The organism is Neotamlana sargassicola (assembly GCF_020523965.1).
GTDB classification, from domain to species: Bacteria; Bacteroidota; Bacteroidia; order Flavobacteriales; family Flavobacteriaceae; genus Neotamlana; species Neotamlana sargassicola.
On the sequence record NZ_JAJAPX010000002.1, the window covers coordinates 637,194 to 650,580 of the forward strand.

The 13,387-nt window shown below is 34.3% G+C and carries 13 protein-coding genes; 7 read left to right on the plus strand and 6 right to left on the minus strand.

Annotated features, from left to right (window positions below):
- Positions 1-84 precede the first annotated feature (84 nt).
- The 4 genes from LG651_RS07345 to LG651_RS07360 all read right to left on the minus strand — a co-directional run bounded on the left by LG651_RS07345 (position 85) and on the right by LG651_RS07360 (position 4,247).
- Positions 85-1,881, minus strand: a complete 1,797-nt coding sequence (locus LG651_RS07345) for a PspC domain-containing protein (protein ID WP_226695486.1) — start codon at positions 1,879-1,881, stop codon at positions 85-87.
- Positions 1,874-2,218, minus strand: a complete 345-nt coding sequence (locus LG651_RS07350; RefSeq protein ID WP_044633969.1) for a PadR family transcriptional regulator — start codon at positions 2,216-2,218, stop codon at positions 1,874-1,876. Before LG651_RS07350 ends, LG651_RS07345 begins: the two co-directional genes overlap by 8 nt.
- Before the next feature lie 339 nt (positions 2,219-2,557).
- A complete protein-coding gene (locus tag LG651_RS07355) occupies positions 2,558-3,004 on the minus strand; it encodes a DUF4870 domain-containing protein (protein ID WP_226695487.1) in 447 nt (148 codons plus the stop codon).
- Between the two features lie 160 nt (positions 3,005-3,164).
- Complete coding sequence (locus LG651_RS07360) at positions 3,165-4,247, minus strand: serine hydrolase domain-containing protein (RefSeq protein ID WP_226695488.1); 1,083 nt, start codon at positions 4,245-4,247, stop codon at positions 3,165-3,167.
- An 83-nt stretch (positions 4,248-4,330) separates the two neighbouring features.
- On the opposite strand from LG651_RS07360, the gene rimO reads away from it, so the two are divergent.
- Together rimO and LG651_RS07370 are read left to right on the plus strand one after the other, a co-directional pair.
- Positions 4,331-5,635, plus strand: coding sequence for a 30S ribosomal protein S12 methylthiotransferase RimO (gene rimO / locus LG651_RS07365; RefSeq protein WP_226695489.1), 1,305 nt, complete (start codon positions 4,331-4,333; stop codon positions 5,633-5,635).
- 83 nt (positions 5,636-5,718) lie between these two features.
- The gene (locus LG651_RS07370; protein WP_226695490.1) at positions 5,719-6,405 is read left to right on the plus strand and encodes a peptidoglycan DD-metalloendopeptidase family protein; all 687 of its coding nucleotides are present in this window, start codon (positions 5,719-5,721) and stop codon (positions 6,403-6,405) included.
- Positions 6,406-6,436: 31 nt separating this feature from the next.
- Here the strand turns inward: LG651_RS07370 and yihA are convergent, their stop codons facing one another.
- Together yihA and LG651_RS07380 are read right to left on the minus strand one after the other, a co-directional pair.
- Positions 6,437-7,051 (minus strand): ribosome biogenesis GTP-binding protein YihA/YsxC, encoded by a 615-nt coding sequence (yihA, locus tag LG651_RS07375; protein WP_226695491.1) that lies wholly within the window; start codon positions 7,049-7,051, stop codon positions 6,437-6,439.
- Positions 7,052-7,133: 82 nt separating this feature from the next.
- Entirely contained in the window at positions 7,134-7,898 is a 765-nt protein-coding gene (locus LG651_RS07380; protein WP_226695492.1) for an alpha/beta fold hydrolase, read from the minus strand.
- 294 nt (positions 7,899-8,192) lie between these two features.
- Here LG651_RS07380 and mraZ point away from each other — a divergent pair, with 294 nt between their 5' ends.
- The 5 genes from mraZ to LG651_RS07405 are packed head-to-tail and all read left to right on the plus strand — an operon-like array spanning position 8,193 to position 13,338.
- Entirely contained in the window at positions 8,193-8,663 is a 471-nt protein-coding gene (gene mraZ / locus LG651_RS07385) for a division/cell wall cluster transcriptional repressor MraZ (protein ID WP_226695493.1), read from the plus strand.
- Positions 8,650-9,546: a 16S rRNA (cytosine(1402)-N(4))-methyltransferase RsmH gene (gene rsmH / locus LG651_RS07390; RefSeq protein ID WP_226695494.1), complete on the plus strand. Its 897-nt coding sequence runs from the start codon at positions 8,650-8,652 to the stop codon at positions 9,544-9,546. The genes mraZ and rsmH overlap by 14 nt, the downstream gene beginning before the upstream one ends.
- Positions 9,547-9,864 (plus strand): FtsL-like putative cell division protein, encoded by a 318-nt coding sequence (locus LG651_RS07395; protein ID WP_226695495.1) that lies wholly within the window; start codon positions 9,547-9,549, stop codon positions 9,862-9,864.
- A gap of 4 nt (positions 9,865-9,868) precedes the next feature.
- Complete coding sequence (locus LG651_RS07400; RefSeq protein ID WP_226695496.1) at positions 9,869-11,878, plus strand: penicillin-binding protein; 2,010 nt, start codon at positions 9,869-9,871, stop codon at positions 11,876-11,878.
- On the plus strand, positions 11,875-13,338 hold the full coding sequence (locus tag LG651_RS07405; RefSeq protein WP_226695497.1) for a UDP-N-acetylmuramoyl-L-alanyl-D-glutamate--2,6-diaminopimelate ligase: 1,464 nt from the start codon (positions 11,875-11,877) through the stop codon (positions 13,336-13,338). Before LG651_RS07400 ends, LG651_RS07405 begins: the two co-directional genes overlap by 4 nt.
- Positions 13,339-13,387 lie beyond the last annotated feature (49 nt).

Sequence of the window (13,387 nt, forward strand, 5' to 3'; positions counted from 1 at the left end):
GTTAGTCAAATATATTTAAGGATTGATGCATTTTATAATTTTGGTTTCTGAACTGTAAATTATTCAGGATGAATTGTGATGATTTTAATTATCCTCGTCAGAATCTATTTCAATACCATCAGAATTAATGTTAACTCTTACGGTTTCAGAGGTTGCTTTAACACCTTCGTCATCAATTTTAATTTCGTTGCCATCGGTTGTAATTTCAATACCATCATCATTTATTTTTAATTTTGGTGTGTGTACTTCAATTTCAAAATCATCTTCTTCAGGGCAATCTAAACATTCAGATTCTTCAGCATTAATTTTTATATAATGATTTGTAAGTTCGCGAGACACTAAATTATTGCTATTGCGGTAATACGATAAAAACGATTTTGTGCTTTGGCTAAAATAAACCACGGTATTTTCTGGTAAATACAAGTAAATATAAACCTCTTGGTCGCTAAATTTGTTTTTAACATGAGTGGTTAAATGGTCGTTTAGGTATAAGATGTTATTTTCAAACTCGTAAGTATAAACAATGTTTTTTGCACGTTGTAAAGCAATATCGTAATCGCTACCATCGGCATGTTTTTCAATAATTAGTTTTGCAGTATCTTCGGTGGTCGATTTTACTCTAATATTAATATCTGTAGAGTAAATTACTTTTTCTCCGGCTTCGTTATGCTTAATTTTAAAACCGTTATTGCGGTTAAAACTAGAGTGAAAACTATCTGAACTAACCATTTTTACGGTAAGTGTATCGTTCGCGGTAACAGGAAGCTCAACTTTTTTATTAAAACTTTCGTCGTAAGCATGTTCGCTGGCTTGTCTCACCCCAATTACAACAAGAGCAATAGCAGAAATTAACCATAAACCTAGTAACGTAAATTTTGCAGCATTACCAATAGATTTTAAGTTGGTTACTAAAATTTTCAAACCTAAATAAAACAGGAAGAAAAACGGAATACCAACTGCAAAAAAGGTAAAAATAGATACCAACCAAATTGGCGTGTTTCCTGTGTTGGCAATCTCAACCATATCCAAACCAGGGATGTGAATAATATCTACTACACCAACCGATAATAATCCTATTATAAGCGCAATTAAAGTAGCGGCGCCAACAAAAATTAAGAGTATACCAATAAATTTTGCAAAAAGCTTTACAAAAAACATGATAAGATTGCTTAATGCATCAAAAAAAGTTTGCGAAGACGATTTTATGTTATTCGATTGCTTTTTTAAATCTACATTTTTCGCGGCATTAGTAACCGAATCGGTAACATTTTTCGCGGCTTTACCAACCGTTTCTGTTACGTTTTCAAAACCATCTTTAATTTTTTTTTCAATGTTACTTATGTTCACCGGTTCGCCGGTCATCATAATTTTTTCGGCAGTCGTTTTAGCTTCAGGTACTAAAATCCAAAGTAAAATGTATAATAAAACCCCAGTTCCTAGTCCAAAAATTAATAATATCCAAGCTAAACGAATCCAAATAGCATCAATGCCAAAATAGTGTGCTAAACCAGATGATACACCTGCAACATAAGCACTATCAGAATCTCTAAAAAGTTTTTTATTCGATCCTGTTTTTTTCGTTTTTACAGGTTGTGGCTCGTCTTCAAAAATCTCGTCGTCTACTATATAATCTTCCGGTTGCCCCATAATGGCAATAACATCATCTACCTGTTTAATACCAATAACTTGCTTATCGTTTTGTACACGCTCGTTAAAAAGTTCGGCAATACGCGCTTCAATATCGGCTATAATTTCAGATCGCCCTTGCGAGTCTGTAAACGAACGTTTAATAGCCTCCAAATAGCGTTGTAATTTTAGGTAAGCATCCTCATCTATATGAAAAAATATACCTGCTAAATTTATGTTGACTGTTTTATTCATTTTTGGTTGTTTTTTGGCTAGTTACAATAGTTACAGCGTTGTGCAATTCGCTCCACGTTGTGTTTAATTCTTTTAAAAATAGTTTTCCCGTTTCGGTTAATCCGTAATACTTTCTTGGTGGTCCCGAGGTCGATTCTTCCCAGCGGTAGCTTAATAATCCCGCATTTTTAAGTCGTGTAAGTAAAGGGTAAATAGTGCCCTCAACTACCAGCAACTTAGCATTTTTTAGGGTGTCTAAAATTTCTGCAACATAAGCATCTTCGTCTTTTAAAACCGAAAGTATGCAGAATTCTAAAACGCCTTTTCGCATCTGTGCTTTGGTGTTCTCTATCTTCATAAGGTCATGCGTTTAATGTTTTTAAAACTGTTCATTTTTTGATTGATTGATTGATTGATTGATTTTGATGAAATTTATTTTTTTTAGAGTTACCCTCGAAACTTCGGGGTCGGGCTTTTATTCATGATTCTTTATTCTATATTTTTGAATTCATGAACATAAATGTTTCGCTATACCTGCCTGCCGGCAGGCAGGTCTTTTTCTCGTCGCTCAAAAAAGGATGCCGCTACAATCCCTAACGCGCTTCATAGTTTTTAAAAACTTTTAGTTAATTATAAGTTTTAGTATTGGATATAATTGTCTCCTTTAAAAAGAAAGGAGTAAGGGGTGCGTTATTTCTTATTTTAAAAAATTTATAGTCAAAGGATATTCATACAACTCGCCATCTCTAGCTTTTAAACTTGCTACTACAATTAATATCAGTTCAATAATAAAGGCTATAATAGCAACTGCGCCTAAAAAACCACCTAAATAAAGTAGAGGAGAAGGCTTGCCAACGTTAATATGAAAATTGTTAAAGCCATTAAAATCTATAACATCTAAACCATTAAATAGTTTGAAAATAAAAAACGGAATAGAAAGTGTACCCAAAATAAGAGCATACAGTAAAATACTTATCTGGAAATTAATAGCCTGTTTACCATGCGTATCTATAAAATTACTTTTCTCTTTGTTTATAGACCATAATACTAGTGGGCCTACAAAATTGCCAAACGGAATAAAGAACCGGCTAAATGTAGATAAGTGAATAAATGTGGCGATGTTTTTTTGATGCGATGTTACCATGATTTTTTTTGATTGATTAAAAACATATAATAGTTTCTTATACAAATATATGTCTAAAAACAGGTACTTTGTTATGCATAGTACTAAAAATTAACAAAAGATTAACAAATAGAGCCGTGTTTGTCTGTTTGTAATAGGTTGTTTAGTAGTGTTTTAGTTGTTAATTGATGAGATTGTTAATTTTCTCCCATAAATCATTATCAAAAGTAGAGAGAGCAAAATTTTCTTCACTAGCGGCATCTCCCATTCTAATAATTACTAATTTTTTGCTGGGTATAACGTAAAGTTTTTGGTCGTTTTTACCTAAACCAGCATACATGTCGTCTGGAGCATTAGGAATAAGTTCGCCATTAAACTCATATTGCGTTTGTGGTAAATGGTAGCTTGCTTTTCCGTTTAGCCACCACATGTAACCGTAAGCTTCATTAATAGTTTGCGAGGTATTAATGGCTTCATTTAAAAAATCTTCAGGAATAATTTGGGAATCTTCCCATTTCCCATTGGCATACATTAGCAAACCAAAACGTGCCATACTTCGGGTATTGCTCCAATACACATTGGTGCTTTCGAAAGGAAACCAAAATCCATTCATTCCTATTTCGTCTTTTAGTTTTGTATTGAAATAAGAATTCCAAGTGCTGCCAGTAGCTGTTGCCACAACATCTTGAAGTTTTAAAAATACACCATGGTATGCCCAACGCGTTCCTGCATCGGCGAGGTAGGTTAGGTCTTCAGGAGCTATATAATCATCACTATCATCTAAACCAGAAGTCATGGTTAATAAATGTTTGTTGGTAATTAATGCTTCTTGTTCTGTTGTAGCGCTTGTCCAGCCTGCTCCTATATAATCGGAAACTTTATCGTTTATATTTAAATAACCTTCTTCTTGTGCAATTCCTGTAATAGCGGTGGTTAATGTTTTTCCTGCGCTTGCCCAATACCAGTTTGTGTCTTCATCATGATCGTTGAAATATTTTTCAACTACAATCTTTCCGTTATAAAGTATCATGAAACTTTTGCTGTTGTTTTCTTCTAAAAAATCATATAAATTTTGAAGTTCGGTTTCATTCCAATCTAAATCTGTAACAGGCGTACTTTCCCAAGTATCGTTATCAATTGGTGGGAAATAAATAGTAGTTTCTATATCTTCATTTTCTGGCTCGGTATCTGAGTCGTTACTTGAACAATCGAAAAAAAGTAAAACGAATAAAGAACAAATAATTAGGTTAATAGCAGTTTTCATGAGGTAGATTTTAATTTTAAGACACTCAAATATATAAAAGGTTTAATTTAGTTGTATCTTTGCGCCCTGATTTATAGAAAAGTATGCGTACAAAAACTCTTAAAAAGAACAGAATTAACGTTGTAACCCTAGGTTGTAGTAAAAATGTTTACGATAGCGAAGTGCTTATGGGCCAATTAAAAGCTAGCGGTAAAGATGTAGTGCACGAACAAGAGGGCAATATTGTGGTAATTAACACTTGTGGTTTTATTAATAATGCCAAAGAAGAAAGTGTAAATACTATTTTAGAGTATATGCAAAAAAAGGAAGCTGGCGATGTTGATAAGGTTTTTGTAACAGGATGTCTTTCGGAGCGTTACAAGCCCGATTTAGAAAAAGAAATTCCAGACGTAGATCAATATTTTGGCACCACCGAACTACCAGGATTGTTAAAAGCTTTAGGTGCCGATTATAAGCATGAACTTATTGGAGAGCGTTTAACAACAACACCTAAAAATTACGCTTATTTAAAAATTGCTGAAGGTTGCGATCGGCCGTGTAGTTTTTGCGCCATTCCTTTAATGCGCGGTAAACACCGCAGTACACCAATTGAAGATTTAGTAACTGAAGCAGAAAAACTTGCTGCAAATGGCGTTAAGGAATTAATTTTAATAGCTCAAGATTTAACTTATTACGGACTCGATTTATACAAAAAGCGAAACTTAGCCGAACTTTTAGAAGCTTTGGTAAAGGTTGAAGATATCGAGTGGATTCGTTTGCATTATGCATTTCCAACGGGTTTTCCAATGGATGTGTTAGATGTTATGAATCGCGAACCTAAGATTTGTAATTATCTTGATATTCCGTTGCAACATATTTCCGATGCTATTTTAAAGAGTATGCGTCGCGGTACAACACAAGCTAAAACAACTAAGCTTTTACAGGAGTTTAGAGCTAAAGTGCCAGAAATGACTATTCGAACCACTTTAATTGTTGGATATCCGGGTGAAACAGAAGAAGATTTTCAAACGCTTAAGCAATGGGTTAAAGATATGCGTTTTGAGCGTTTAGGTTGTTTTACATATTCTCATGAAGAAAATACACATGCCTATAATTTAGAGGATGATGTGCCAGAGGAAGTTAAAATAGATCGTGCGAACCAAATTATGGAAATTCAATCGCAAATTTCTTGGGAACTTAATCAAGCTAAAATAGGACAGGAGTTTAAGGTTACTATTGATAGAAAAGAAGGTAATTACTTTGTAGGCCGTACAGAATTTGATTCTCCAGATGTTGATAACGAAGTTTTAATAGATGCTAGTAAAACGTATTTAAAAACAGGCGAGTACACTACCGTTAAAATTACTGAAGCGGAAGATTTTGATCTTTATGGTGAAGTTATTAGTTAACTAAAATAGGTTTAAAACGTATAAAAAAAAAAGCACCTTCAAGGGGTGCTTTTTTTATTCAAATTAAATTGATAAACTTGTATATGCAGAAATTTAATTTTCATGAATTTATTGAGGGCATAAGCCCAGAGTTTACAAATGTGTTAGATGTAAGTATTTTAAAATCTGAATATTGCACTTTAGATTTATCGGAAAGCAATGATGAGTTAAATAACATAGATGTTGGTTGTGCTAATGCATTAGGTGGATATATAAATAAACATATAGCTAAAAATGATGCTAAAGTTGCTTTTGGTGGTTATTTAGAAAAACGAAATATTTACAAGAGAAGTAACCATTTTAACAGTCAGTCTCAAGAAGAAAGAGATATTCATTTAGGAATTGACTTATGGATTGAAGCCGAAACTCCCATTTTTACACCATTTAATTCGGTGGTACATAGTTTTAAAAATAACACTAATTATGGCGATTACGGGCCTACCATAATTTTAAAGCATAACATAAACGATGTTGTTTTTTACACGCTTTATGGGCATTTATCATTAAAATCTATTGAAAATTTAAAAGTAGGTGAAATTTTTAAAAAAGGCGAACAACTTGCAACTTTAGGAGATGATAGTGTAAACGGTAATTATCCGGCACATTTACATTTTCAAATAATAAAAGATTTACAAGGAAATTTTGGAGATTACCCAGGTGTTAGTGGTTTTAAAGATTTAGAGTTTTATAAAACGAATTGTCCAGATCCGAAGTTGGTGCTGGGTCTGTAAATAGCAGTGCTAAACAATATTTTAATAAGGGTTATTCGCCCTTATCAAGATTCATGTTTTCGTTTAACCCGTCAATATAATTTAGGAGTTCGTCTTGTCCTATGTTTTTTGTCGATGAGGTTATAAAATAATTTGGCATGTCTTCCCAAGTTTCGAGCATAATATTTTTGTAATCATTTATATGATTTTCAATGGCTTTAGGTTTAAGTTTGTCGGCCTTGGTGAAAATTATAGAGAAAGGAATACCGTTTTCTCCTAGCCATTGCATAAACTCTAAGTCAATAGGTTGCGGGTTATGTCTAATATCAACTAAAACAAAAGCGGTTACCAATTGTTCTCGAAAACTAAAATATTGAGTTATAAATTTTTGAAAAACTTTTTTTGAACTTTTTGAAACGCGAGCGTAACCATAACCTGGTAAATCTACCAGATGCCAGTTTTTATTAATTAAAAAATGATTAATTAGTTGTGTCTTTCCTGGCTTTCCAGATGTTTTAGCTAAACTTTTACGGTTAGTTAGCATGTTTATTAATGACGACTTGCCAACATTGCTTCGGCCAATAAAGGCGTATTCTGGTAGTCTGCTCTTGGGGCATTTGGAAACATCAGAGTTGCTTACAACAAATTCAGCATATTTTATAACCATATTCTTTCCTTTAAGCGAAAGCGGAATTTTTTAAAAATTAAAATTACGTATCGATATTAAAATTGAATTCAAGGTAAATGCCTTAAAATCCTCGTTTTTGCAACCAAGAATCTAAAATGCTGTTAAATTCATCGGGATGTTCCATCATGGCTGCATGCCCGCATTTATCAATCCAAAATAACTCAGAATCTGGAAGTAAATCGTTAAATTCTTCGGCAACTTCAGGAGGAGTAACATTGTCGTTTTTTCCCCAGATAATACAAGTTGGCACATGCATATGGGGTAAATCTTTTGCCATATTATGGCGAATGGCGCTTTTGGCAATGGCAAGTGTTTTTATTAGTTTGTTGCGATCGTTAACCGTAGCATAAACTTCATCTACAATTTCTTTTGTAGCAACCTCCGGATCGTAAAATACATCTTGTGCTTTCTTTTTAATAACCTCGTAATCACTTCGTTTGGTGTAACCGCTTCCCATGGCACTTTCATAAAGTCCAGAACTGCCAGTTATTATTAAAGCTTTTACACTTTTTGGAAAAAGTTTTGTGTGGTATAAACCAATGTGGCCACCAAGGGAGTTTCCTAACAAAATAACTTCCTTAAAACCTTTAAATTCAATAAAATCGTGAAGGTAATTAGCGAAACTTTTTACATTTGTTTTTATTAAAGACATGGTGTAAATAGGGAGCTCAGGGATGATTATTCTGTAGTCCTTTTTACTAAAAAAGTTCGATACAGCAGTAAAATTACTTAACCCGCCCATTAGGCCATGTAACACAATTATCGGTGTGCCTTCTCCTTCTTCAAAGTAACTGTAAATGCCTTCTTTTTTTAATCTATGCGTCATTAATTAGTTCATCATTGCTTTAAAAACAAATATAGGTATTTCATTCTTATTTCCTATTAATATCATTTTTATCGCTAAAAAAAACAGAAAATGTAAATGTTGATAACTCTGTTCTATAAAATGGGTCGCTGTTTTAACTATTTAGGCTTTGTAAATAAAGGGTTTCTGGTGTTTTTATTCACTCAAAATGGCTTAAAGTACTTAAATTTATCAACAAAGTGGTATAAAGTGGTAAAATGTGGTAATTTTTTCAATATCTTTGAAATGTAAACGTTATAGCTATAAAATTTCATATTGGATTTAATCACAGGAACATACGATTGTAAGGTTGATGCAAAGGGCAGGTTAATGATGCCGGCTGCTATCAAAAAGCAATTGTCTGCTGTGTTGCAGGATGGGTTTGTGTTGCGCCGCTCGGTATTTCAAAAATGTTTGGAGTTGTATCCAATGAGCGAGTGGCAGGTTTTAATGCAAAAAATGAATAAGCTTAATAAGTTTAAAAAGAAGAATAACGATTTTATTAGAAGGTTTACGGCTGGTGCAAAAATTGTAGAAGTGGATGTTAGTGGGAGGTTGTTAATACCGAAGGATTTAACGGTTTTTGCGAGTATTTCAAAAGATATTGTGGTGGCTTCGGCTATTAATATTATTGAAATTTGGGATAAAGATTTATATGAACAAGCCATAGATGATGCAGCTTTAGATTTTGCAGATTTAGCTGAAGAAGTTATGGGGCAAGACGATGACGATCATGGAATATCATAATCCAGTATTATTAAAAGAAACCGTTGATGGTTTAAATATAAAACCAGATGGCGTTTATGTGGATGTTACATTTGGTGGTGGCGGACATAGCAAAGAAATTTTAAAACGACTTGGTGAAGATGGTAAGCTTTATGCTTTCGATCAAGATAAAGATGCACTTGAAAATGCTGTTGACGATCCTCGATTTACTTTAATTCATGAGAATTTTAGGTTCATAAAACGATTTTTAAGGTTTTATGGGGTGAAAAAAGTAGATGGTGTTTTGGCGGATTTTGGTGTGTCGTCACATCAATTTGATGTTGCTGAGCGTGGGTTTTCAACTCGCTTTGAGGCAAAGCTAGATATGCGCATGAATCAAGATGATAGCTTGTCGGCATTTCATGTGGTTAACGAATATAGTGAGGAGCAGTTAAAACAAGTGTTGTTGCAGTATGGTGAGTTAAGGTCGGCTCCGGCAATGGCTCGATTAATTGTTGAAAATCGAGAAGTAGAGTCTATTGTAACAAGTGAGCAATTAAAATTGGTGCTTAAAAAGTTTTTGCCGCCAAGACATGAAAATAAGGTGTTGGCTCAAATCTATCAAGCTATTCGTGTCGAGGTAAATCAGGAAATTGAGGTTTTAAAAGAGTTTTTGTTGCAAACACCAGAGATTTTAAATGAAAGAGGCAGGTTGAGTTTTATCTCATATCATTCTTTAGAGGATCGATTGGTAAAGCGTTTTATTAGAAACGGCATGTTCGAAGGTGAGCCGGAACGTGATGTATTCGGGAATTTTGAAGTTCCGCTTAAAAAAGTTGGAGGTTTAATAGTGCCAACAAAAGAAGAAATTAAAATAAATAATAGAGCAAGAAGTGCAAAGCTTAGGATTGCTGAAAAGGTTTAAGTGAAAAAAAGTATTTATAACATATTAAAAGGAACGTTTTTAGTAAGCGATGATGCTTTTAAGAACTGGCGCTTCATTTTGTTTGTGTCTTTTTTGGCAATTGTAATGATTGCAAGTTCGCATAGTGCAGATAAAAAAGTGTACGAAATAGCAAAAATGAAAGAACAGGTTAAGGAGTTGAGGTCTGAGTTTGTTGATGGTCGTTCTAGGTTGATGAAAATAAAAATGGAATCTTCTGTGGTTGAGATTATGAATAAAAAAGGATTAGAAGTTTCAGTAATTCCTCCAAAAAAAATAAAAGTAAAAGCTCAAGAGTAGGTAAATGGCAGTTAATGAAAAAGACATATTAAACCGATTGTACTTTGTGGCAGGCTGTATGTTTGTGTTTGGGGTTGCTGTGGTGTTCAAATTGGTGAGTATTCAGTTTTTTCAAGGCGATAAATACAGGTCGATGGCTACTAAAGAGGTGGTTAAAGATGTTGTTATTCCTGCTAATAGAGGTAATGTGTATTCTGTTAATGGGAATTTGTTGGCTACATCGGTTCCAAAATATACTATTCGTATTGATGCTGTAACATCTAGAAGCTCGACATTCGAAGAGAATGTAAAGCCTTTAAGTGATTCATTGTCTCGTTTTTTTAAAAATAGATCTTCAAGTTATTTCGAAAAGCGGCTTAGAAAAGCACGGGCTAATAAAAATAGATACTATTTGTTAGCTAAAAATATCGGTTATTCCGATTATGTGCGTATGCGTAATTTTCCGTTGTTGGAAAAAGGAGCGTATAAAGGTGGATTAATTGTGGAGCAAACTACTATGCGGGAGCATCCAATGGGAGATATTGCCCACAGAACAATTGGTTACGAACGTTTTGATGAAGACGGCAATGTAACACGTCCTGGAATTGATGGTGCTTTCGGGATTAAATACTTGCGCGGTGTTGATGGGAAGCGTAAAAAGCAATTAATAGGAAAAAAACAGTGGAAGCCGTTGCATGATGCGAACGAAATTGAACCGCAAGATGGTTACGATGTGTACACTACTATCGATGTTAATATTCAAGATATTGCGCATCATGCATTGTTGGAGCAGTTGGAGTATTATGAAGCCGATCATGGTTGTGTTGTGGTTATGGAAACTAAAACAGGGGAAATTCGCGCAATTTCAAATTTAGGAAGAAATAAAAACGGAAAATATATTGAGCGCTTAAATTATGCGGTAGGTGAAAGTCATGAGCCAGGTTCTACGTTTAAGGTTATGGCTTTAATGGCTGCTTTAGAGGATAAGGTAGTAGATACTGCTACGGTTATAGATACTAAGGCTGGTTATAAACAGTTTTATGGTCGCGCAATTTATGATACGCATGGTCATGGTAAAATTTCTACGGCGCGAGTTTTAGAGGTGTCTTCTAATATTGGGTTGGCTACAATAGTAGATAACGGGTATGCTTCTAACCCGAAAAAATTTATTAATAGGCTAAAGTCTTGGGGATTAAATAAGCCAATTGGTTTGTCGCTTATTGGTGAGGGAACTCCTGTAATTCCGGAGCCAGGAGATAAAATTTGGAGTAAAAACGCATTGCCTTCTATGGCGTATGGGTATAATTTAAAGTTAACGCCATTGCAAACGCTAACATTTTATAATGCTATTGCGAATAATGGTGTCATGGTAAAACCACGATTTATTCAATCGGTTCGCGAGTTGGATAGAGTTGTTGAAAGTTTTGAGGAAGAAGTGGTAAACGAAAAAATTTGTTCCGAAAAAACTTTAAAATCAATGCAGACTATGCTTAAAAATGTGGTTGTTCGTGGTACGGGTAGGTCGTTGTCTCTTGATTATTTTTCAATGGCAGGTAAAACGGGTACGGCACAAACTGAATATTGGATGAAGGACTGGAAACAAAATCGCCGATACATTTCGTCGTTTGCAGGGTATTTTCCTGCTGAAAATCCAAAATATTCATGCATTGTGGTAATACATAAGCCTAGCGTAAAAAAAGGGTATTATGGCGCCGATGTTACGGGGCCTGTGTTTAAAAAAGTGGCTCAGAAAATATATATCGATACGCCTGATGTCGACGAGATTGAAACCTTAAATATTCAAAAGGCTTCGGTAAAAAAGGAATACGAAAGTTTTTATAGTACGGCTCAGAGATACAAAACTATTATGCCAGATTTGGTTGGTATTCCAGCTATGGATGCGGTGGTCTTGTTAGAAAACATGCAGGTAGATGTTAAGGTTAAGCTTAACGGGAATGGTGTTGTTAAAGCTCAGTCGGTAAATAAAAACACCAAGTTAAAAAATAATCAAACCGTAGTATTAACAGCGTCATGATGGTTTTAAAAGACATATTATATAAGGTAGCTATAAATGCTGTGGTAGGTAGTACACTTACAGAGGTGTATGCGGTAAATTTCGATTCTAGAAAAATTGCTGCAAACGATTTGTTTGTTGCTATAAATGGTGTTACGGTTGATGGTCATGAGTTTATCGATGTGGCTATAAAAAAAGGCGCAAAAAGTATTGTTTGTGAGCGTATTCCTGAGGTTTTGGTTGATGGGGTGACATATGTTGAGGTAGATAACTCGAACAAAGCTTTGGCAATAATAGCTTCAAATTATTACGAAAATCCATCTGAAAACTTAAAGTTAGTTGGTGTAACAGGAACTAACGGAAAAACTACGGTTGCAAGTTTGTTATATCAGCTGTTTAAAAATGCTGGTTACAAGGTTGGGTTGTTGTCTACTGTAAAAATAATGGTTGATAATGTTGAGTATAAAGCAACGCACACTACGCCAGACTCGTTGACTATAAATAAGTATTTAACTGAAATGAGTGTTGCTGGTGTGGAGTTTTGTTTTATGGAAGTGAGCTCCCATGGTATTCATCAGTATCGTACCGAAGGATTGCATTTTGAAGGTGGTATATTTACTAATCTGTCTCACGATCATTTAGATTATCATAAAACGTTCGCTGAATACCGAGATGTTAAAAAGAAGTTTTTTGATGAGTTATCGTCAAAATCATTTGCATTAGTCAATATCGATGATAAAAATGGCATGGTAATGCTGCAAAATACCAAAGCAAAAAAATACACTTACGCATTAAAAGAATATGCTGATTATAAAGCCCAAATTCTAGAAAATCAACTTACTGGTTTATTGCTGAAGGTTAACGATAGCGAAGTTTGGACAAGGCTTATTGGGAATTTCAACGCCTATAATGTGTTGGCGATTTTCGCTACAGCGGAATTGTTAGGACTTGAAAAAGTTGAAGTTTTAAGATTGATAAGTGATTTGCAAAGTGTTAGCGGACGTTTTCAGTATTTAATTTCAGATACAAAAATCACTGCTATTGTAGATTATGCACATACACCAGATGCTTTAAAAAATGTGTTAGAAACTATAAATAGCATTCGGACAAAAAACGAAGAGTTAATAACGGTTGTAGGTTGTGGTGGCGATCGCGATAAAACAAAGCGACCTAAAATGGGGCATATAGCTTCGGCCTTAAGCACTAAAGTCATTTTTACAAATGATAATCCTAGAACAGAAAACGCGCAAGATATTTTAAATGAAATTGAAGATGGTGTAGAACCTCAAAATTTTAAAAAGGTTTTAACGATTGCAGATAGAAAACAGGCTATAAAAACAGCTTGCCAAATGGCGCAGCCAAACGATATTGTTTTAATAGCGGGTAAAGGTCATGAGAACTATCAAGAGATAAACGGAGAGCGTTTCGATTTCGATGACTTTAAAATTGTAAAAGAGTTATTAGTAAAACTAGAAAAATAATGGTCACGCTGAGCGCAGTCGAAGCGTAATTGAAAAATCAAAAAATAAA

Excerpts from the sequence above, each read along its gene's own strand:
- LG651_RS07345 (WP_226695486.1), bottom strand. The coding sequence starts at position 1,881 with ATGAATAAAACAGTCAACATAAATTTAGCAGGTATATTTTTTCATATA.
- LG651_RS07350 (WP_044633969.1), bottom strand. The coding sequence starts at position 2,218 with ATGAAGATAGAGAACACCAAAGCACAGATGCGAAAAGGCGTTTTAGAA.
- LG651_RS07355 (WP_226695487.1), bottom strand. The coding sequence starts at position 3,004 with ATGGTAACATCGCATCAAAAAAACATCGCCACATTTATTCACTTATCT.
- LG651_RS07360 (WP_226695488.1), bottom strand. The coding sequence starts at position 4,247 with ATGAAAACTGCTATTAACCTAATTATTTGTTCTTTATTCGTTTTACTT.
- rimO (WP_226695489.1), top strand. The coding sequence starts at position 4,331 with ATGCGTACAAAAACTCTTAAAAAGAACAGAATTAACGTTGTAACCCTA.
- LG651_RS07370 (WP_226695490.1), top strand. The coding sequence starts at position 5,719 with ATGCAGAAATTTAATTTTCATGAATTTATTGAGGGCATAAGCCCAGAG.
- yihA (WP_226695491.1), bottom strand. The coding sequence starts at position 7,051 with ATGGTTATAAAATATGCTGAATTTGTTGTAAGCAACTCTGATGTTTCC.
- LG651_RS07380 (WP_226695492.1), bottom strand. The coding sequence starts at position 7,898 with ATGACGCATAGATTAAAAAAAGAAGGCATTTACAGTTACTTTGAAGAA.
- rsmH (WP_226695494.1), top strand. The coding sequence starts at position 8,650 with ATGGAATATCATAATCCAGTATTATTAAAAGAAACCGTTGATGGTTTA.
- LG651_RS07400 (WP_226695496.1), top strand. The coding sequence starts at position 9,869 with ATGGCAGTTAATGAAAAAGACATATTAAACCGATTGTACTTTGTGGCA.
- LG651_RS07405 (WP_226695497.1), top strand. The coding sequence starts at position 11,875 with ATGATGGTTTTAAAAGACATATTATATAAGGTAGCTATAAATGCTGTG.